The organism is Bradyrhizobium sp. SZCCHNS2022 (assembly GCF_032377575.1).
GTDB classification, from domain to species: Bacteria; Pseudomonadota; Alphaproteobacteria; order Rhizobiales; family Xanthobacteraceae; genus Bradyrhizobium; species Bradyrhizobium aeschynomenes.
The window spans coordinates 6,026,246-6,045,789 of record NZ_JAUHHZ010000001.1 but is presented as its reverse complement, the minus strand read 5'-3'; the positions used below and the strand labels follow the sequence as shown (position 1 = coordinate 6,045,789).

Sequence of the window (19,544 nt, the reverse complement as noted above, 5' to 3'; positions counted from 1 at the left end):
ACCCGGGATCCATGCGCCGCGGCGGATGTGATGGGCCAAATGCCAATGACCCGCCTGCCTCAAACCATTCTCTGTGGGTATGGGTCCCGGCTCAAGGCCGGGACGACAGCGGAGTGCGTGGCGATCTCTCGCTTCACAACCGGTGTCATCCCGGCGAACGCCGGGATCCACGCCGCGGCGGATGTGAGGGGGTGGCGGCGATCCGGGGCTTCATCAGCTCTCGCGCTCAACTCCCGCTGAACGAATTGTACCCCTGGTCCTCCCAATAGCCGCCCTTGTAGTCGTTGGTGACTTCCATCGCGACGACGTATTTCGGGTTCTTGAAGCCGAGCTTGGTGGGGACGCGGATCTTCATCGGGTAGCCGTAGGCGCGCGGCAGGATCTGGTCGGCGAACTTGAAGGTCATCTGGGTCTGCGGATGCAGCGCGGTACGCATGTCCAGCGGCGAATTGTAGCCCTGAGAGTCGGCGCAGTTGAACCAGACGTATTTGGCACGGGTGTCGGCGCCGATCAGCTTGAGGAAGTCGCGCAGCGGCGTGCCGGTCCAAGAGCCGATCGCGCTCCAGCCCTCGACGCAGATATGGCGCGTGATCTGCGTCACCTGCGGCAGCGCGTGCAGTTCGTCGAGCGTCCAAGACTTCTTGTTGTCGACGAGGCCGCGGACCTCGAGCTTCCAGTCGGCGGCGTCGATCTCCGGCGCCTCGTCGAGCGTGTAGTAGGCGTTGAACGGGAACGGCTTTGTAATTGCGCTCTCCGGGAAGGTCGGCGCCAGCGCATCCGGATTGAACATCCAGGACTGCACGGCGTCGTTGAACTTCGACACCTTCTTGAGCAGCTCCTCGGCAGTGTCGCCGTCGACGACGTCGCATCCGGTGAGCAGGGTCAGCGCGCCCAGGCTGGCGCCGCCGGTGATGAAACGGCGCCGCGAGAGATCGGGCATCGCCTTGATCGAATCCTTGATCAGCAGCCGCTTGTCGACGCCGGGAATGAGGAACGGACGCTTGGCCATGATGCAGTCTCCCCTCAGCGGCCGATGATCATCGCGCGCAGGCTCTTCGGCACCAGCAGCGCGAGCAGGATGTGGATGACCAGGAAGGCGCAGATCAGCGCCATGCAGACGAAATGGACGTAGCGCGCGGCCGGGTAGTCGCCGAACAGCATGACCAGCCAGTGCAGCTGCACCGGCTTCCAGATCGACAGGCCCGAGAGCACCACGAGGATGCCGACCAGGATGATGCCGAGATAGAGCAGCTTCTGCACCGCGTTGTAGACGGTGAGATCGGCATGCGAGAGCTTGAAGGTCAGCGCGGCCTTGACGTCGGCGATGACAGCAGCCGGCGAGACCGGCAGCAGCTTGCGGCGGAACCGGCCGGTGGCAAGACCCGTGACGAGATAAGCGAGGCCGTTCAGCATCAGCAGCCACATCGCGGCGAAGTGCCACAGCAGCGCGCCGCCGAGCCAGCCGCCGAGCGTGATGCTGCGGTCGAAGCGGAAGTCGAACAGCGGCGAGGCGTTGTAGATCTGCCAGCCGGACATGATCATCAGGATCATCGCCACGGCGTTGATCCAGTGCATGACGCGGACCCAGGCGGGCTGGATCACCTTGGTCTGCGGGGTCGCGATCGTCGTCTCGGTGGCAGCGATGCTGGACATGACGGGCTCGGTGGTTCCGGGTGGTCTTCAAGGTTCCGACAGATATACGCGAAACGGCGGCCTGTCGTTACGGGCTCAAACCGGCAAATCGATGCTTTCGGAGCGATGGCTCTCACAAAAAAGCGAGCCGGGGTGGGCCCGGCTCGCTCGGGATCGCATCCGCGAGGAGGAGGAAGAAACGGATGCGTCCGGTGTTTCGCCGGGTCTTACGACGCCGGCATCAGCACGGTGTCGACCACGTGGATCACGCCGTTCGACTGGTTGACGTTCGGCACCGTAACCATCGAGGTGCCGCCCTTGGCGTCGACGATCATCACGTTCTTGCCCTCGCGCTTGACGGTGAGCTGCTCGCCCTCGACGGTCTTCAGCATCTGGCCGTCCTTCAGGTCGGCGGCCTCGAGCTTGCCGGGCACGACGTGATAGGTGAGGATCTTGGTCAGCGTCGCCTTGTTCTCCGGCTTGACGAGCGTGTCGACGGTGCCGGCCGGCAGCTTGCCGAAGGCGGTGTTGGTCGGCGCGAACACCGTGAACGGGCCCTTGCCTTCCAGCGTCTGCACGAGACCGGCGGCCTTCACGGCTGCGACCAGCGTCGTATGATCCTTCGAATTGACCGCGTTCTGGATGATGTTCTTCGACGGATACATCGCCGCACCTCCGACCATCACGGTCTTCTCCTCGGCGCTGGCGGGCGCCACGAAGGTCGAGGTCAGCGACAGCGCGCTGAAGGCGGCGGCAGCGAGATAGGCAATGCGCTTGGACATGGATAGCTCCCTATGAACGACGGCGGCAGAGCCGCGTGATGAGTTCGACTGCGACACCGATGCTGGAATGAGCGGCTTGCTCTTGCGTCGTGTCGGGCCGAGCTACGCGAGCTTCGGGATGCGAGTTTCGCGTCATAATTTAACGTGATCCGTGAAACCAACTGCGACTGAGATCGTCTCGCCGACTCATTGGCCCAGAGGTCGCGCGCCGCAATGTCGCAGCCGTTGCGAACTCATCGCTGCGGGTCGGTCATTGGCCGACGCGGCTTCGCATTAACTACAATGCCAGCCGAGGCCGGCCGAACCTGCCGAAGACATTGCGAGTAAGACTTTCTTAAGGTTGATTGGTGGGCACGGCGCCGGCTGTGGGAAGGGGATGTCCTGCACGCTCCGGCGCGATCGGCGGGGGTTTCCAACAGTGAACAGAACGATCTGGATTGCGGGGTTCTGCCTCGTGATAATCTGCTGCTTGTTTGCAACGAAGATGGTGCTGGCGGCGGTGACGCCGGCCGATACCGCCGGCGAGACGACGTCGTCGCTGATCCGCGAGCCGATCCCCGGCGTTGATACGTTGAGCGAGAGCGATCGCAGCTTCGAGACGCCGCCGGTGGACCTCACCGAGGGCGCGCGCCTGCCGCTGATCTCGAAGGCCGTGCGCGCGGAGAGCCGTGGCGCATCGGTCGCTCGCCGTGCCAAGGTGACCAGCAAGAAGACCGTGATGCGTCCGGCCACGCGCAACGCCGAGCCGCTGAGGAGCGCGGCGGCGCCGTGCAAGCAGCTCGATCCGATCGCGCGTTTCCTGGCCTCGGCCAAGATCGGACCGCGCTGCCAGGCATGACTGATTGTTGCCTCAGGCCGAGACGGCCGTCACCACCTGGGCCAGCAGTTGCTCGCGCTTCGTCTGCGAGCGCTGGCCCTTCATGGTGGCGGCGAAGCGTTCGAGGATGCCGTCCTCGAACGCGGTCACGATGGTGTCGTGCACGTAGCTCTTGCGGCAGATCGCCGGCGTGTTGGTGAGCTCGTCGGCGGCGGCGCGGATCGCTTCCAGAATCTGCTTCTTGCGGCCGCGCGCGCTCGCCGCCGGCGTGATCCGCGACAGCGTTTCCAGCGCGACGGCCGACGCCATCAGCGTGCGAAAATCCTTCAGCGAGATCTTGATGCCGGCGATCTCGCGCAGGAAGGCGTTGACCTGGGTGGTCGAGACCGCGCGCACCACGCCCTGCGCGTCGCGATACTGGAACATGCGCCGGCCGGGCAGGCCGCGCAGAATGCCGGCGGCGCGCACCAGCTTGGCGGCGTCGCATTCCTTGCGCACCGCCTTGCCGCCCTTGGCCTTGAAGGTCAGCACGAGGCAGTCGTCCTCGAGGAGAACGTTCGACTTCAACAGCGTCGCGGCGCCACGGGTGCCGTTGAGGCGCGCATAGGACTCGCTGCCGGGGCGGATCGCGGTGCGCGCAATCAGCTCGATCACGGCCGCCAGCGCGAACTCCCGCGTCGGCTCGTCGCCGGCGAGATGTTTCGACACCGCGCGGCGGATGCGCGGCAGCGCGCCGACCAGCTTGGCGAGGCGATGCGCCTTGCGATGCTCGCGCACCTTCTCCCAATCGGCGTGATAGCGGTATTGCAGCCGGCCGGCGGCGTCGATGCCGACCGCCTGCAGGTGCAGGCTGGGATCGGGCGCGTAGCGCACCTCGCGATAGGCCGGCGGCACCGCCATCGCATGAAGGCGGCGGATGGTGCCGGCATGGCGGATCTGGGTGCCGTTGGCGCGAATGAAGGTATAGCTCTTGCCGCGCTTGATGCGGCGGATGGTCAGCTCGGTCTGGTCGCCGAGCTTCAACCCGATGCGCTTGGCCAGTTCCTCGACCGTGGTCTTGGCATGGCCTTGCGCATCGGCGGTCTTGGCGTGGGCGAGATCCTTCAGCGTCAGCTTGCGGCGGGGCGGCTTGGCCGGCCATTGGCCCAGCGCCTTCGCGAGCGCGACCTCGGGATCGGCCGGACCGACCCGGGGGCTCTCGAAATTCTGCTGGTCCATCATTGCTTTAGACGCCCTGCCGTCGTGCTCATCCGCTCAATGCCCCGGAGTCCGGTTTGGTTCCGGCGGGGTTATCCACAGCTTCAAGGCGATTTAGGGTGTGATCGCCCGGATGGCGAGTCCTTAAATTTGGGCAAAACGGCCCCATCATACCGTTACGCGAGCTGATCCGGGGTAACCTTGACGTCCGCTGGACGCGGGGTGGCCTCACCAAAATCGCGACTGCCGCAACCTCTGCGCACAATTCTTTGATCCTGCGCAGACCGCCTCCCCGCCGAAGGTTCTACTTGTCTTGCCTTGTCGCCGCCGGTTACGCGGACGCATAGTGGGAACAACGACGGCCTGCGATGGACCACGGCGGGCCGCATGCGGAGGGTGTGAAATGTCCGAGAAGATCTACGACGTTCCGGCCGAGTGGACGAAACGCGCCTTTGTCGACGACGCGAAGTACCAGGAGATGTACGCGCGCTCGATCAAGGATCCGAACGGTTTCTGGGCCGAGCAGGCCAAGCGCGTCGACTGGATCCATGCGCCGACGAAAATCGAGAACGTCTCCTACGCCCCCGGCAACATCTCGATCAAATGGTTCGAGGACGGCGTTCTCAACGCCGCCTACAACTGCATCGACCGCCACCTCGCCACCCGCGGCGACCAGACCGCGATCATCTGGGAGGGCGACGATCCCTCGCAGTCCAAGCACATCACCTATCGCGAGCTGCATGACGAAGTGTGCAAGATGGCCAACATCCTGCGCAACCGCAACGTCAAGAAGGGCGACCGCGTCACCATCTACCTGCCGATGATTCCGGAGGCGGCTTACGCGATGCTGGCCTGCGCCCGCATCGGCGCCATCCATTCCGTGGTGTTCGCCGGCTTCTCGCCGGATTCGCTCGCCCAGCGCATCAAGGATTGCGACTCCAAGGTCGTCATCACCGCCGACGAGGGCCTGCGCGGCGGCCGCAAGGTGCCGCTGAAGGCCAATGTCGACGCGGCGCTGAACAAGGTCGACAATGTCGACTGGGTCGTCGTGGTCAAGCGCACCGGCGGCAAGGTCGAGATGAACCCGAGCCGCGACTTCTGGTACCACGAGGCCGCCGAGATGGTGACGACCGACTGCCCGGTCGAGCACATGAACGCGGAGGATCCGCTGTTCATCCTCTACACCTCGGGCTCGACCGGCCAGCCCAAGGGCGTGCTGCACACCACCGGCGGCTATCTCGTCTACGCCGCGATGACGCATCACTACGTGTTCGACTATCACGAGGGCGATGTCTATTGGTGCACCGCCGACGTCGGTTGGGTCACCGGCCACAGCTACATTCTCTATGGGCCGCTCGCCAACGGCGCTGTTACCCTGATGTTCGAAGGCGTGCCGAACTATCCGGACAATTCGCGGTTCTGGAACGTCATCGACAAGCACAAGGTCAACATCTTCTACACCGCGCCGACCGCCATCCGCGCGCTGATGCAGGGCGGCGACGAGCCGGTGAAGAAGACCTCGCGCGCGTCGCTGCGCCTGCTCGGCTCGGTCGGCGAGCCGATCAATCCGGAAGCCTGGGAGTGGTATCACCGCGTCGTCGGCGACAGCCGCTGCCCGATCGTCGACACCTGGTGGCAGACCGAGACCGGCGGCATCCTGATCACGCCATTGCCGGGCGCGACCAAATTGAAGCCGGGCTCGGCGACGCGGCCGTTCTTCGGCGTGGTGCCGGAGATCGTCGATGCCGACGGCGTCACGCTCGAGGGCGCGACCGAAGGCAATCTCTGCCTCACCCGCTCCTGGCCTGGCCAGATGCGCACGGTCTATGGCGACCACGCCCGGTTCGAGATGACCTACTTCTCGACCTACAAGGGCAAGTACTTCACCGGCGACGGCTGCCGCCGCGATGCCGACGGCTATTACTGGATCACCGGCCGGGTCGACGACGTCATCAACGTCTCCGGCCACCGCATGGGCACCGCCGAGGTCGAGAGCGCGCTGGTGGCGCATCCGAAGGTCTCGGAAGCCGCCGTGGTCGGCTACCCGCACGACATCAAGGGCCAGGGCATCTACGCCTATGTCACCCTGATGGCCGGGGAAACGCCGAGCGAGGAGCTGCGCAAGGAGCTCGTCGCCTGGGTGCGCAAGGAGATCGGCCCGATCGCCTCGCCGGACCAGATCCAGTTCTCGCAAGGACTGCCCAAGACTCGCTCCGGCAAGATCATGCGCCGTATCCTGCGCAAGATCGCCGAGGATGAGCCGGGCGCGCTCGGCGACACCTCGACGCTCGCCGATCCCGGCGTGGTCGACGATCTCGTGCAGCACCGGCAGAACCGCAAGGAGAAGCAGGCCTGAGCCTGTCCGGCGCGCCGTCGTCGGATCCGTCAAGGACCCCGGCACTCCCGCGGATGATTCCGCGGGAGTGTTGTTTTCAGGTCATTTACTTGCGGACGAAGTTTTCCTTTCCTCAAGTGATCCGAGTGCTCCCGGCGGGGAGTGGCACCGGTGTCACCGGGCAAGGGGGATGCGATGCGGATGGCAGCGATCAGGCTGGCCTTGGCAAAGGCGGTGATGGTGGCGGCATCGGCGATCGGCGCCACACTGGCGACGGCCGGCACGGCTTCAGCCCGGCCCGAGCTGGTCGGCATTGCCGGCGACTATTCGCCCGGCACGATCGTGGTCAGGACAGGCGAGCGCAAGCTCTACCTCGTGCTCGATGGCAGCCACGCCATGCGCTACCCGGTCGGAGTCGGCAAGGTGGGCCGGCAATGGGCCGGCACCACCAAGATCGACGGCAAGTACAAGAATCCGGCCTGGGCTCCACCCGCCGCCGTCAAGCGCGACAAGCCGGAACTGCCGGACGTCATTCCCGGCGGCTCGCCGCGCAATCCAATGGGCGTCGCCGCCTTGACGCTCGCCGGCGGTGAATATGCGATCCACGGCACCAACGTGCCGAATTCGGTGGGCGGCTACGTCTCGTATGGCTGCATCCGCATGCTCAACCAGGACATCACTGACCTCTACGAGCGCGTGTCGATCGGCACGACCGTGGTGGTGACGCGCTGAACGACGACGCCCGCACATCGGGGAGCCAGGGCTTCTGGAATAGACTCCCTCCGAGCGGTTCCAGAACGGAACTTTTTACCTGTAGTTGTACGGTCTGCGGTATTTATAACTTCCTTAATCTTGGTTGAGCCTACTACCCAGATACAACTCTGGGGAGTGGGATGTTCGGGTTTAATTTCAAGATAGGAACGAAGCTCGGGACTACGGCGGGGATCGGTGTGCTCCTGGTCGCGGGCATGCTGGCCAACCAGATCGTCGGCAACCAGTCGATCGCCGAACTGACTCGCCTGGCCGTCATCAACATGGCCAACAAGTCCAATGCGCAGGGCGCCGACGCGGCGCTGCTGCGCGCTCAGCTCAACCAGCAGGAAATCGCCCGGGCGACGACGCCTGACCGGCTCCAGGCCAGCCTGCAGGCGCTCCAAGGCAACCTCGCCGCCGCCGGCAGTGAAGTCGAGGCCGCACGTCAGCGCGCGACCCGCGCCGTGGCGCAGCAGCTGTATGCGGAGATTCGCCAGTTCATCGACAAGTCCGCCGCAGCCGGCGCCGATTTCGCGCGCGCGCGCGGCGAGGTTCTCGCCAAGATCGCGGCCCGCAACCAGGCCTTCGACGCCTGGAAGCGCAGCTTTCCCAAGCTGACGAGCCTGCCAAGCCTGCTCGCATCCCCCGTGCATTTCAGCATCGAATCCGAACTGCGCACGGCCGATGCCACCATGGCCTCGGTCAGCGCTGCGAGCTGGCGCTTCGGCGCGACCTCGGATCCGGCGCAACGCGACATCGTGACCGCCGGGTTGGACGGACTGCTCACCGACCTGCAGAAGTCCCGCGAGCTCACCAACAACAAGGACATCCAGGCCGGGATCGACGAGCTGATCACCACCGCGACCGCGTTCAAGGCGGCGGCGCTGGACTACTTCAAGGCCGACGAGGCCAGCCGGCGGATCTTCGAGGAGACGGTCGTCACCACCGATCAGGAGATCAGGAAGCGGCTGGGCGAAGGTGTGAAGATCGCCACGGACATGCTGTCGCTGCGGCAGAGCCAGTTGTCGGCCGAGATGGAGCGCGTCGGCAACGTCGCGATCGTCGTCGGCGCGCTGGTGGTGCTGATCCTGATCGGCTCGGCCGTGTTCTCGTCGCTCACCATCGCCCGCCCCATCCGGCGCGTCGGCGAAGTCCTGCTCGAACTCGCCAATGGCAACAAGGCGGTCAAGATTCCCTACACCGAGCGTGGCGACGAGGTCGGCGACAATGCGCGCGCGGCTCGCACCTTCAGAGACAACCTGATCCGCATCGAGCAGATGGAGCTCGACCAGAAGAACCAGGAGAAGATCGCCGCGCAGCAGCGCAGGGTGGAGATGATCAAGCTGGCCGATGCGTTCCAGGCGGCGGTGGGAGGCATCGTCACGACGGTTTCGTCGGCGGCGCATCAGCTCGAGGGCGCGGCCGACACGTTGACGGGCACGGCCAACCAGACGCAGTCGCTGTCCGGAATGGTGGCCGCGGCGTCGGAGGAGGCGTCGACGAACGTCGGGGCCGTTGCCTCCGCCACCGAGGAAATGAGCGCCTCCGTCACCGAGATCAGCCGTCAGGTCCACGATTCCAGCCGCATTGCCGACGAGGCGGTCAAGCAGGCCGAACGGACCGATGCCCGCATCAACGAGCTGCAAGCCGCCGCCGGCCGCATCGGCGACGTCGTCAAGCTGATCACGGCGATCGCCGAGCAGACCAACCTGCTGGCGCTGAACGCCACCATCGAGGCGGCGCGCGCCGGCGAATCCGGACGCGGCTTCGCCGTCGTCGCCAGCGAGGTCAAGGCGCTGGCGGCTCAGACCGCCAAGGCGACCGAGGACATCGGCACGCAGATCGCCGGCATGCAGGCCGCGACGCAGGAGTCCGTCGCCGCCATCAAGGAGATCGGCGCCACCATCACCCAGATCTCTGACATCGCAACGACCATCGCTGCCACGGTCGAGCAGCAGGGCGCGGCGACGCGCGAGATCGCGCGCAATGTCGGCGAAGCGGCCAAGGGCACGGCCGAGGTCGCCGAAAGGATCACGGAGGTCAACCGTGGCGCCAGCGCCACCGGAAGGGCCTCGGGGCAGGTGCTGGATTCGGCACGGTCGCTGACGTTCCAGAGCAGCAATCTCAAAGTGGAGGTGGAGAAGTTTCTAGAGACCGTACGCGCAGCCTGACCGGCTCGGTGCAGCCGGACGACGGCTGCACCGACTCGCCAGGTGGGCGCCAATCAATTTCCGAGGCCGTTTCTTTTAATCCTTTTTCAAGCTCACCCAGGAGCAAGCTCATGATTTTCGACATGACCACTGCCGGCTCGATCGAACTGATGGCCGACCTGATCCGGCACGATCATCGATCGCTCGACACCATGACCCTGTCGCCGGTCGGCGCGTTCCAGACCCGGACCACGACGCTCGAAACCCTGATGCGCGAGGTGACGGACTGCCTCGCCGAGAGCTTCCGGACTCGCGCGGCCGGGGACTTCCCAATGCTCTACTTCGCCTGCGGCAAGGCGCGGGTCGGATCGACAGCGCTGAGCAACCTGTTCGGCATGACAGGCATGCCGTCATACTACCAGCCGCTGAAAGCGATGTTGCGCGATGCGCAGGTGGGCCAACCCCTGTCGCCCTGGATCGTGCCCTCGGCGAGCGACACGCCGCGCATCTTCAGCAAGGAAACGATCGGGCCCTACGTTCTTGCGGAGAGCCTGTTCAATCCTCTGAAGCTGCTGATCGACGCCGGCTATCCGCCGGACCGGCTGCATCTCATCGCGCTCGACCGCGAGCCGGCCAGCGCGCTGGCGTCCTGGCTCGACAAGCTGATCTCGCGCGCTTCGGAAGCCACCTTGCTGGCGCACTACGTCATCGCGGCGCTCAGCGCAGCGCGGGTTTGCAGCTACGCCAGCGAGCAGGACGTCGCAGTCACGCACTATGTCTACGAGGTCAGCAAGGAGCCGATCTCATCGATCCGCGTGCTGTTCGACCGCCTCGCTCTGTCGGGCTGCTTTGCCGAGGACGCCGTCACCTCCTGGCAGCAGCCGGAGCAAGGGCACGGGACCAACGCACGCGTCATTTTCCCGACCGAGGCGGCGATCTACAAGGTGCCCAACCTCCACACCTCCGACAGCGCCTACCGCTATCAGTCTCGCCCGACCAGCACGCTGACCGATGCACAGCTCGGCGTGCTGGAGCGCTGCGGCGTCAATGCCGTCTATCGCGACTCGGTCGCTGCCTGCATTCGCGACCTCGGCCTGAACGCGGCGACGTCGGCGCGCCTGTTCGGCGATCGTGCGGGAGTGGCTGCATGAACGGTCCAAGTCACTACTCCGCCGGAGGCGCATCCGCCCTCCGGCCGTCGGCGGCTGGGACGCAACCTTCGGCGCTCAGCCATCTGCGCCGGCTGGAAGCCGAGAGCATCGCCATCCTGCGCGAGGTCGCGGCCGAATTCCGCAAGCCGGTGATGCTGTATTCGATCGGCAAGGATTCCTCGGTGCTTCTGCACCTCGCCATGAAGGCATTCCATCCGGCCAAGCCGCCATTTCCGCTGCTGCACATCGACACGACCTGGAAGTTCCGCGAGATGATCGCATTCCGCGACCAGCGCGTCCGCGAGCTCGGGCTCGAGCTTCTCGTGCACGTCAACCCGGAGGGCCTTTCCCAGGAGATCAGCCCCTTCGTCCACGGCTCGGCGCTCTACACGGACGTGATGAAGACCCAGGCCTTGCGCCAGGCGCTGGAGATGCACGGCTTCGACGCCGCCATCGGCGGCGCGCGCCGCGACGAGGAAAAATCGCGCGCCAAGGAGCGCATCTTCTCCCATCGCAGTGTCACCCATCGCTGGGATCCGAAGAACCAGCGGCCCGAGCTGTGGAATCTGTACAACACTCTGCTCGCCCCCGGCGAAAGCATGCGCGTGTTTCCGTTGTCGAACTGGACCGAGCTCGACGTCTGGAACTACATCCAGCTCGAAGCCATTCCCATCGTTCCGCTGTATTTCGCCAGCCTCCGGCCGGTGGTCGAACGCGACGGCGCGCTGATCATGGTCGACGACGATCGCATGCCGCTGCAACCCGGTGAGACCCCGCAATGGCGGTCGATCCGGTTCCGGACGCTCGGCTGCTATCCGCTGACCGGCGCAACGGCGTCGACGGCGTCCGATCTCGCGGCGATCGTGCGGGAAATGGCGGCATCGCGCACCTCCGAGCGGCAGGGCCGCGTGATCGATCGCGACAGCGCCGCCTCGATGGAGCGCAAGAAGGTGGAGGGCTATTTCTGATGGCTGCTCACTCCGCAATCCTGGACCGGACGCGCGAGTCGGCGTGGACGCACACCGACGACAAGCCGACCCTCCGCCTCGTCACCTGCGGCAGCGTCGACGATGGCAAGAGCACGCTGGTGGGACGGCTGCTGTTCGATTCCAAGATGCTGCTCGACGACCAGCTCGACGCCCTCGCCGCCGACAGCAGGGTGGCCGGCACCGCCGGGCCGGCGCTCGATTTCGCGTTGCTGGTGGACGGCCTGCAGGCCGAGCGCGAGCAGGGCATCACGATCGACGTCGCCTACCGCTTCTTCGCCACCCGGCGCCGCCGCTTCGTCGTCGCCGATACGCCGGGCCACGTCCAATACACCCGCAACATGGCGACCGGCGCGTCACATGCCGAGCTCGCCGTGGTGCTGGTCGACGCCCGCAAGGGCGTCGTCAGCCAGACCCGCCGCCACAGCCATATCCTCGCTCTGCTCGGCGTGCGTCACGTGCTGGTGGCCGTCAACAAGATGGATCTGGTCGGCTTCGACGCCGACCGCTTCACTGCAATCTCGGTGGCCTTCCGCGCCATGGCCGAGCAGCTCGGAATTGCCGACGTGCAATGCATTCCCGTGGTGGCGTGCGACGGCGACAACGTCTTTGGCAACAGCGCGCGCATGCCGTGGTACGACGGACCGAGCGTGATGGAGCATCTCGAGGCGGTCGACGTGTCCGACGGCATCGAGAGCCGGCCATTCCGCTTTCCGGTCCAATGGGTCAACCGGCCAAATCCCGAGTTTCGCGGCTTCAGCGGCCGCGTCGCCGGCGGTACGGTCCATTGTGGTGATCCCGTGGTCGTGCAGCCCTCGGGCCGACGCAGCCGCGTCTCCGGCATCGTCACCGCCGACGGCCGGCTGCGGCAGGCCGTGTCGGGACAGTCGGTGACGCTGCTGCTCGCCGACGAGGTCGATGCGAGCCGCGGCGACGTGCTCACCTCCGGCACGCCGCCGATGGTGACCGACCACATCGCGGCGCACCTGATCTGGTTCGACGACGAGGCGATGCGGCGCGGCCGCCGCTATGTGCTCAAGTCCGGGACGTCGTCGATCGGCGCCGTGATCTCGACGATGAAGCATCGCGTCTGCATCGAGACGATGGCAAGGGAATCCGCGCTGACCCTGGAGGCCAACGAGATCGGCTGTGTGGAACTGGTTCTCGATCGGCCGCTGGTCTGCGATGCCTATCGCGACAATCGCGATCTCGGCAGCTTCATCCTGATCGACCCGTTCAGCCGTCGGACGGTCGCGGCTGGCCTGGTCGATGCGCCGCTGCGGCGGCCGGCGAACGTCAGGTGGCACACGCTCGACGTCGACAAATCGATGCGCGCGCGGCTGAAGCAGCAGAAGCCCTGCGTGCTCTGGCTCACCGGATTGAGCGGCGCCGGCAAATCCACCATCGCCAATCTGGTCGACAGGCGACTGTGCGAGCTCGGCCGTCACACGATGCTGCTCGACGGCGACAATCTTCGCCACGGCATCAATCGCGATCTCGGCTTCACGTCGGAGGCGAGGGTCGAGAACATTCGCCGGGTGACCGAGATCGCCGCACTGTTCGTCGACGCCGGCCTGATCACGCTGGTGTCGCTGATCTCACCTTTCCGCGCCGACCGCGACATGGCGCGCCGGCGCTTCGACGATGGTGAGTTCATCGAGATCCATGTCGCGACTCCGCTTTCGACGTGCGAGGCGCGCGATCCCAAGGGCCTCTACAAGCGGGCGCGCGCCGGCGAATTGTCGAACTTCACGGGAATCGACCAGCCCTACGAGGTGCCCGAGAAGCCCGACATCACCGTCGATGGCGGGGCGCTGTCGGCAGAGGCTGCAGCCGAGCTGATCGTCCGCCATCTGCGCGAGCATCATTACGTCTGAGCGCCGATCCATTGCCGATGCATCGGCCCGCTAAAGCGTGATCCGGAAAAGTGCGCAGCGGTTTTCCGAGAAGATCATGCGCAAACCACAACCTAAAGCGTGATGAGGGATTCATCCTGATCTCATCGGGCTTTAGAAGTCCGAGATGATGCCCTTTCGTTCCCAGTCGCCGTAGCGGGTCGGCTCCGGCCCCTTGGGACCCTGCAACTCCTTCGGTCGCGGCTGGGCCTGCTCGGCCGCGAGCCGACGGCGTTCCTCGGCTTCGGCGAGTGCGCGTTGCGCAGCCGGCGTCAACGGCTTGCGTGGCGACTCGTTGCTGGCGACCACGGCCAATGCGGGCTTGCGCTTCGGCTCACTCTTGGGCTCGTTCTCGGGCTCGTTCTCGGGCTCGTTGCTCATCGTACCATTCCACCATTGAACCGGTTCGTTCCCGACCTCATCAGATCGTGTGCCCACCCATGAAAAAACAGGGCTAATAAAAGCAGAGCCGATTCTTACATTTGGCATATTCCGGTGGCAGAGGACCCGCAAGCTGATGGCATGCACCCGATCGTCGCGGAACTGCCTTTCTTCTTTTCGCGAGTAATTCCCAGGCATGCCCCCGCCGCGTTTTGCGACTCCTTCCGAAGTCCCGGGCCTCGCGGCGCGGCGAATCGCCGCCGACGTCGTTGATGGGGTTCTGCACAAGCACCGCACGCTCGACGACCAGCTCGATGGCGCCGGAGCCCATCCCGGCCTGAAGCAGCTCGCCGACCGTGACCGCGCGCTGATGCGCCGTCTCGTCGCCACCACGCTGCGCCGTCTCGGCACGCTCGGCCACGTGCTGTCGCGGCTGCTCGACCGCGGCGTTCCGACCGATGCGCCGCGCGCGCAGAGCGCGCTGCTGATCGGCGCCGCCCAGATCCTGTGGATGGACGTGCCGGACCACGCGGCCGTCGACCTGTCGGTCCGGCTGGTGCAGGCCGACCGCCGAGCCGCGAAATATGCCGGGCTGGTCAACGCCGTGCTGCGGCGCTGCGCCCGCGAGGGCGCGGGCCTGCTCGACGATGCCAAGGGCCAGCCGCTCGACATTGCGCCCTGGCTGCTGAAGCGCTGGACCGACCATTACGGCGAGGCGACCGCCAAGGACATTGCCGCGGCGCTCGGCCAGGAGCCATCGCTCGACCTCACCGTCAAGTCGGACCCGGCGCAATGGGCGTCCCGGCTACATGGCGAGGTGCTGCCGACCGGAACCGTGCGCACCGTGCTGCATGGCTCGGTGACGGTGCTGCCGGGCTTCGCCGAGGGCCAGTGGTGGGTGCAGGATGCAGCCGCCGCGCTGCCGGCCCGCTTGTTCGGCGATGTCGCCGGCAAGACGATGGCCGACCTCTGTGCCGCTCCGGGTGGCAAGACCGCCCAGCTCGCCCATGGCGGCGCCCGGGTCACCGCCGTCGACCGCTCGCCGGCCCGGATGAGCCGGCTGAAGGACAACATGACCCGGTTGCAGCTTGCGGCCGACACGGTCGTGGCCGACGCCGCCGAATGGCAGCCGGCCGACGGCGGCGGGTTCGACGGCATCCTGCTCGATGCGCCCTGCACCTCGACCGGCACCATCCGCCGCCATCCCGACGTGGGCTGGCTACGCAGCGAAGCCGACATCGCCGCGCTGGCCGGCACCCAGAGCCGGCTGCTGACCCGGGCGGCAGGCCTGCTCAAGCCGGGCGGAACCCTGGTCTATTGCACCTGCTCGCTCGAGCCCGAGGAGGGCGAGCAAGTGGTCGACCACGTTCTCGCCGGCGGCGCCGAGCTTCGCCGCGTTCCGATCGACCCGGCCGAGGTGGCCGGACTGGCCGAGCTGGTGACGCCGGCCGGCGACCTGCGCACCCTGCCGTGCCATTTGCCCCACGCCGACCCGCGGCTCGGCGGCCTCGACGGTTTTTATGCGGCGAGACTGGAGCGGCGGCCTTGAGCGTGTCATCGTGCGCGCCGTGCACCGCCTCATTTGCGGTAGCAGGTTGAGGGCGTCGGCGTTGCGTTAGTCGTTAAATCCTGATTTTGCACCAGATTCTGGTCCCGCGATGATGCTGCATCGGGGCCAAAAATGGTGTATCGGCGGCATTTGCGATCTACTAAGGGTCCGCAACCGAATCCCCCTCTCGACCTAAGGCTTGGCGTGTCCGCCGCTCAACGCAGACGCATATCGACGTTGGTTCTGGGCCGCTTTGCGCGCAGCCTGATGTCCAATGTCAGCGGCGTATCGGTATCGGTATCCGGATTATGGCCGGGCCGGGCCGATCGGCTCATCATTGCGCCGCATGACCTGCGCACCTCCGACGCCACCCGGGCGGCCGAGATCTATGCCGGACGATTCGTGTTCGCCGGCAAGATCGTGACCTGCCATGGCCGCTCGATCTTCGACCTGGAGCCGCCGTCCGAGGACTGGGAGGTCGCCCTGCTCGGCTTCGGCTGGCTGCGGCATCTTCGCGCAGCCGATACGGCTCTCACCCGCGCCAATGCCCGGGCCCTGGTCGACGACTGGATCACCAACCAGATCGGACGTCATCCGCTGAGCCGCCGGGCCGACGTGCTGGCGCGCCGGGTGATCTCGCTGCTGTCACAGGCGCCGCTGGTGCTCGCCGATTCCGACGGCAAGTTCTACCGCCGCTATCTGCGCGGGCTGACCCGCGAGATCCGCTATCTGCGCTATTCGACCATCGACATCCCGGACGGAGCGCCACGGCTGCAGGTGTTGATCGCACTGTGTTACGCCGCGCTGTGCCTCGCCAACCAGGCCAAGCACATCCGCAGCGCCAGCCGAAAACTCTCCGACGAATTGCAGCGGCAGATCCTGCCCGATGGCGGGCACGTCTCGCGCAACCCCGGCGCGTTGATCGAGCTCCTGATCGACCTGCTGCCGCTGCGCCAGACCTTCGCCGCGCGCAACATCGCCCCGCCCCCGGCGCTGCTCAACGCCATCGACCGGATGATGCCGATGCTGCGCTTCTTCCGGCATGGCGACGGCAACATGGCGCTGTTCAACGGCATGGGCGGTACGCCGTCCGACCTGCTGGCGACCCTGCTCGCCTATGACGACACGCACGGCACGCCGATGGCCAGCATGCCGCATTCCGGCTTCCAGCGCCTCGATGCCGGGCAGATGACGGTCATCGTCGACACCGGCCCCCCGCCGCCGCCGCATCTCAGCCACGAGGCGCATGCCGGCTGCCTCGCCTTCGAGCTGTCGTCGGGGACGAGCCGCATCATCATCAATTGCGGCATGCCGTCCACCGGGCGTGACAACTGGCGCACCTTCGCGCGCTCAACGGTGGCGCATTCGACGCTCACCTATCACAACACCTCGTCCTGCACCTTCGTCGAGATGTCGGCGATGAAGCGCCTGCTGCACGGCGCGCCGATCGTGTCGGGCCCGACGCGGGTGGAGAATTTCCGCGAGGTCGTGCCCGACGGCACGGTGCTGTCGACCTCGCACAACGGCTACGCCGCCAAGTTCGGCCTGATCCATCGCCGGGTGCTGGTCGCCGCCGAGGACGGCGCGCGGCTCGACGGCGAGGACACCGTGACGCCGGCGCAAGGTGCGCGGCTGCGCGGCGGCGGCTCGGACTACACGCTGCGCTTTCATCTGCATCCCGCGGTGAAAGCCAGCCGGCTCAGCGACGGCCGCGGCGCCATGCTGGTGCTGCCCAATCGCGAGGTCTGGACCTTCGAGACCTTCGAGGACCGCGTCGACCTCGAGGACAGCGTGTTCCTCGCCGGCAATGACGGCCCGCGCCGCACCACCCAGCTCGTGATCCGCCAGGACGCCCAGCAGGCCCCCTCCATCCGCTGGAGCTTCGTCCGCTCGTCGACCTCGCCGAGCGAGACCAACGCGCGGAGGAACGCACGGCGCGAGCCGGAGCTGCCGCTGTAGACCGCAGCATCGGCGGGTTCACTGAGCCTGCGACAAACACCGTCATTCCGGGGCAAGGCCGCAGGCCTTGAACCCGGAATCTCGATGACGGCGCAGCGGCAGGAGCGCCCCGTTGTCGCCGCCGGCAAAAGCTGGTATGAGCCCGGCTCTCGCGCGACTGGCGACTTTGGATGGAGCACCATCGGGGAGCGCGGGATCGACCGCCGTGCGCCTGGGCAACTGAACCTCCTGCACAAGGATTCTGCCCGCCATGACCAATCAGCTTCGTCCCGTTCGTCGTGCTCTCCTGTCCGTTTCCGACAAGACGCGCCTCGCCGACTTCGCGCGCGCACTCGCCGCGCGCGGCGTGGAATTGATCTCCACCGGCGGCACCGCCAAGGCCATCGCCGACGCCGGCCTGAAGGTGAAGGACGTCTCCGACCTCACCGGCTTTCCCGAGATGATGGACGGCCGCGTCAAGACGCTGCATCCGAAGGTCCATGGCGGTCTGCTCGCGATCCGCGGCAATGACGAGCACACCGAGGCGATGAAGACCCACGGCATCGCGCCGATCGACCTGCTCGTCGTCAATCTCTACCCGTTCGAGGCCACGGTCGAGCGCGGCGCCCCGTTCAGCGACTGCATCGAGAACATCGACATCGGCGGCCCGGCGATGATCCGGGCGGCGTCGAAGAACCACGAGGACGTCGCCGTCGTCGTCGACGTCAACGACTACGAGGCCGTGCTCGAGGACCTCGCGCGCCACGATGGCTCGACCACGCTGCTGCTGCGCCGCCGGCTCGCCGCCAAGGCCTATGCGCGCACCGCCGCCTATGACGCGGCGATCTCGAACTGGTTCGCCGACACCATCCAGAACGATGCGCCGGACTATCGTGCCTTCGGCGGCAAGCTGATCCAGTCGCTGCGCTATGGCGAGAACCCGCATCAGCACGCGGCGTTCTACGCGCTGCCCGGACGGCGCCCCGGCGTCGCCACCGCGCGCCAGCTGCAGGGCAAGGAGCTGTCCTACAACAACATCAACGACACCGATGCGGCCTATGAGTGCATCGCCGAGTTCGACCCGGCGCGCACCGCGGCCTGCGTCATCGTCAAGCACGCCAATCCGTGCGGCGTGGCCGAAGGCTCGGACCTCGTCACCGCCTACCAGAAGGCGCTGGCCTGCGATTCGACCTCGGCGTTCGGCGGCATCATCGCGATGAACCGCAAGCTCGACGCAGCCACTGCGCGCGCCATTACCGGTATCTTCACCGAGGTGATCATCGCGCCCGATGCGACCGAGGAGGCCATCGCGATCATCGCCGGCCGCAAGAACCTGCGGCTGCTGCTGGCCGGCGCGCTGCCCGATCCGCGCGAGGCCGGCCTCACGGCCAAGACCGTCGCCGGCGGGATGCTGGTGCAGAGCCGTGACAACGCCGTGGTCGACGACATGACGCTGAAGGTCGTGACCAAGCGCGCGCCGACCGACGCCGAGTTGCGCGACCTGCGCTTCGCCTTCCGCGTCGCCAAGCATGTGAAGTCCAACACCATCGTCTATGCCAAGGACTCGGCGACCGTCGGCATCGGTGCCGGACAAATGAGCCGGGTCGATTCGGCGCGCATCGCCGCCCGCAAGGCGCTCGATGCCGCGACGGAGCTGAAGCTCGCCGAGCCGCTGACCAAGGGCTCGGTGGTCGCCTCCGACGCATTCTTCCCATTCGCCGACGGCATGCTGGCCTGCATCGAGGCCGGCGCCACCGCCGTCATCCAGCCGGGTGGATCGGTGCGCGACGACGAGGTCATCAAGGCCGCCGACGAGCACGGCATCGCGATGGTGCTGACCGGCGTCCGGCATTTCCGGCACTGATTGCGACCATACTCTTCGCCGTCGTTCCGGGATGCGCCGCAAGGCGCAGGACCGGAATCCATAACCACGATCGTGAGTATGGATTCCGGGCTCGCCCTCCGGGCGCCCCGGAAT

At 66.4% G+C, this 19,544-nt stretch carries 15 protein-coding genes and 1 riboswitch; of the genes, 10 read left to right on the top strand and 5 right to left on the bottom strand.

The window, feature by feature from the left end; all coding sequences use genetic code 11:
* Positions 1-226: 226 nt before the first annotated feature.
* The 3 genes from QXZ94_RS27050 to QXZ94_RS27040 all read right to left on the bottom strand — a co-directional run bounded on the left by QXZ94_RS27050 (position 227) and on the right by QXZ94_RS27040 (position 2,414).
* Positions 227-1,009: a molybdopterin-dependent oxidoreductase gene (locus tag QXZ94_RS27050; protein WP_315723533.1), complete on the bottom strand. Its 783-nt coding sequence runs from the start codon at positions 1,007-1,009 to the stop codon at positions 227-229.
* 14 nt (positions 1,010-1,023) lie between these two features.
* Entirely contained in the window at positions 1,024-1,653 is a 630-nt protein-coding gene (locus tag QXZ94_RS27045; protein ID WP_315723531.1) for a cytochrome b/b6 domain-containing protein, read from the bottom strand.
* A gap of 206 nt (positions 1,654-1,859) precedes the next feature.
* Positions 1,860-2,414 carry a fasciclin domain-containing protein gene (locus tag QXZ94_RS27040; RefSeq protein WP_172112961.1) on the bottom strand — a complete coding sequence of 185 codons (555 nt, stop codon included), beginning with the start codon at positions 2,412-2,414 and terminating at the stop codon, positions 1,860-1,862.
* Between the two features lie 469 nt (positions 2,415-2,883).
* Between QXZ94_RS27040 and QXZ94_RS27035 the strand changes: the two genes are divergently transcribed.
* Positions 2,884-3,252 carry a hypothetical protein gene (locus QXZ94_RS27035; RefSeq protein WP_315723529.1) on the top strand — a complete coding sequence of 123 codons (369 nt, stop codon included), beginning with the start codon at positions 2,884-2,886 and terminating at the stop codon, positions 3,250-3,252.
* Between the two features lie 12 nt (positions 3,253-3,264).
* Here QXZ94_RS27035 and QXZ94_RS27030 read toward each other — a convergent pair whose 3' ends face one another.
* Entirely contained in the window at positions 3,265-4,452 is a 1,188-nt protein-coding gene (locus QXZ94_RS27030; RefSeq protein WP_172133666.1) for a DNA topoisomerase IB, read from the bottom strand.
* A 379-nt stretch (positions 4,453-4,831) separates the two neighbouring features.
* On the opposite strand from QXZ94_RS27030, the gene acs reads away from it, so the two are divergent.
* From acs to cysC, 6 genes are all read left to right on the top strand, one after another.
* A complete protein-coding gene (acs, locus tag QXZ94_RS27025) occupies positions 4,832-6,784 on the top strand; it encodes an acetate--CoA ligase (RefSeq protein WP_315723526.1) in 1,953 nt (650 codons plus the stop codon).
* Positions 6,785-7,000: 216 nt separating this feature from the next.
* The gene (locus QXZ94_RS27020; protein ID WP_172113076.1) at positions 7,001-7,495 is read left to right on the top strand and encodes a L,D-transpeptidase; all 495 of its coding nucleotides are present in this window, start codon (positions 7,001-7,003) and stop codon (positions 7,493-7,495) included.
* Between the two features lie 161 nt (positions 7,496-7,656).
* Positions 7,657-9,687, top strand: a complete 2,031-nt coding sequence (locus QXZ94_RS27015) for a methyl-accepting chemotaxis protein (protein WP_315723523.1) — start codon at positions 7,657-7,659, stop codon at positions 9,685-9,687.
* 110 nt (positions 9,688-9,797) lie between these two features.
* A complete protein-coding gene (locus QXZ94_RS27010; protein ID WP_315723521.1) occupies positions 9,798-10,817 on the top strand; it encodes a sulfotransferase family protein in 1,020 nt (339 codons plus the stop codon).
* Positions 10,814-11,785 carry a sulfate adenylyltransferase subunit CysD gene (cysD, locus tag QXZ94_RS27005; protein ID WP_315723519.1) on the top strand — a complete coding sequence of 324 codons (972 nt, stop codon included), beginning with the start codon at positions 10,814-10,816 and terminating at the stop codon, positions 11,783-11,785. Before QXZ94_RS27010 ends, cysD begins: the two co-directional genes overlap by 4 nt.
* Positions 11,785-13,680, top strand: a complete 1,896-nt coding sequence (gene cysC, locus QXZ94_RS27000; RefSeq protein ID WP_315723517.1) for an adenylyl-sulfate kinase — start codon at positions 11,785-11,787, stop codon at positions 13,678-13,680. The genes cysD and cysC overlap by 1 nt, the downstream gene beginning before the upstream one ends.
* A gap of 132 nt (positions 13,681-13,812) precedes the next feature.
* Here the strand turns inward: cysC and QXZ94_RS26995 are convergent, their stop codons facing one another.
* Positions 13,813-14,079, bottom strand: a complete 267-nt coding sequence (locus tag QXZ94_RS26995) for a DUF1674 domain-containing protein (RefSeq protein ID WP_315723515.1) — start codon at positions 14,077-14,079, stop codon at positions 13,813-13,815.
* A 196-nt stretch (positions 14,080-14,275) separates the two neighbouring features.
* On the opposite strand from QXZ94_RS26995, the gene QXZ94_RS26990 reads away from it, so the two are divergent.
* The 3 genes from QXZ94_RS26990 to purH all read left to right on the top strand — a co-directional run bounded on the left by QXZ94_RS26990 (position 14,276) and on the right by purH (position 19,430).
* Complete coding sequence (locus QXZ94_RS26990) at positions 14,276-15,628, top strand: RsmB/NOP family class I SAM-dependent RNA methyltransferase (RefSeq protein WP_315723513.1); 1,353 nt, start codon at positions 14,276-14,278, stop codon at positions 15,626-15,628.
* A gap of 267 nt (positions 15,629-15,895) precedes the next feature.
* Complete coding sequence (locus tag QXZ94_RS26985; protein ID WP_315723511.1) at positions 15,896-17,587, top strand: heparinase II/III family protein; 1,692 nt, start codon at positions 15,896-15,898, stop codon at positions 17,585-17,587.
* A 143-nt stretch (positions 17,588-17,730) separates the two neighbouring features.
* Positions 17,731-17,811: riboswitch (ZMP/ZTP riboswitch) on the top strand.
* A 26-nt stretch (positions 17,812-17,837) separates the two neighbouring features.
* Positions 17,838-19,430, top strand: coding sequence for a bifunctional phosphoribosylaminoimidazolecarboxamide formyltransferase/IMP cyclohydrolase (purH, locus tag QXZ94_RS26980; RefSeq protein WP_315723509.1), 1,593 nt, complete (start codon positions 17,838-17,840; stop codon positions 19,428-19,430).
* The last annotated feature ends 114 nt before the right edge of the window (positions 19,431-19,544 follow it).

Excerpts from the sequence above, each read along its gene's own strand:
- QXZ94_RS27050 (WP_315723533.1), bottom strand. The coding sequence starts at position 1,009 with ATGGCCAAGCGTCCGTTCCTCATTCCCGGCGTCGACAAGCGGCTGCTG.
- QXZ94_RS27045 (WP_315723531.1), bottom strand. The coding sequence starts at position 1,653 with ATGTCCAGCATCGCTGCCACCGAGACGACGATCGCGACCCCGCAGACC.
- QXZ94_RS27040 (WP_172112961.1), bottom strand. The coding sequence starts at position 2,414 with ATGTCCAAGCGCATTGCCTATCTCGCTGCCGCCGCCTTCAGCGCGCTG.
- QXZ94_RS27030 (WP_172133666.1), bottom strand. The coding sequence starts at position 4,452 with ATGATGGACCAGCAGAATTTCGAGAGCCCCCGGGTCGGTCCGGCCGAT.
- acs (WP_315723526.1), top strand. The coding sequence starts at position 4,832 with ATGTCCGAGAAGATCTACGACGTTCCGGCCGAGTGGACGAAACGCGCC.
- QXZ94_RS27020 (WP_172113076.1), top strand. The coding sequence starts at position 7,001 with ATGGTGGCGGCATCGGCGATCGGCGCCACACTGGCGACGGCCGGCACG.
- QXZ94_RS27015 (WP_315723523.1), top strand. The coding sequence starts at position 7,657 with ATGTTCGGGTTTAATTTCAAGATAGGAACGAAGCTCGGGACTACGGCG.
- QXZ94_RS27010 (WP_315723521.1), top strand. The coding sequence starts at position 9,798 with ATGATTTTCGACATGACCACTGCCGGCTCGATCGAACTGATGGCCGAC.
- cysD (WP_315723519.1), top strand. The coding sequence starts at position 10,814 with ATGAACGGTCCAAGTCACTACTCCGCCGGAGGCGCATCCGCCCTCCGG.
- cysC (WP_315723517.1), top strand. The coding sequence starts at position 11,785 with ATGGCTGCTCACTCCGCAATCCTGGACCGGACGCGCGAGTCGGCGTGG.
- QXZ94_RS26995 (WP_315723515.1), bottom strand. The coding sequence starts at position 14,079 with ATGAGCAACGAGCCCGAGAACGAGCCCGAGAACGAGCCCAAGAGTGAG.
- QXZ94_RS26990 (WP_315723513.1), top strand. The coding sequence starts at position 14,276 with ATGCCCCCGCCGCGTTTTGCGACTCCTTCCGAAGTCCCGGGCCTCGCG.
- QXZ94_RS26985 (WP_315723511.1), top strand. The coding sequence starts at position 15,896 with ATGTCCAATGTCAGCGGCGTATCGGTATCGGTATCCGGATTATGGCCG.
- purH (WP_315723509.1), top strand. The coding sequence starts at position 17,838 with ATGACCAATCAGCTTCGTCCCGTTCGTCGTGCTCTCCTGTCCGTTTCC.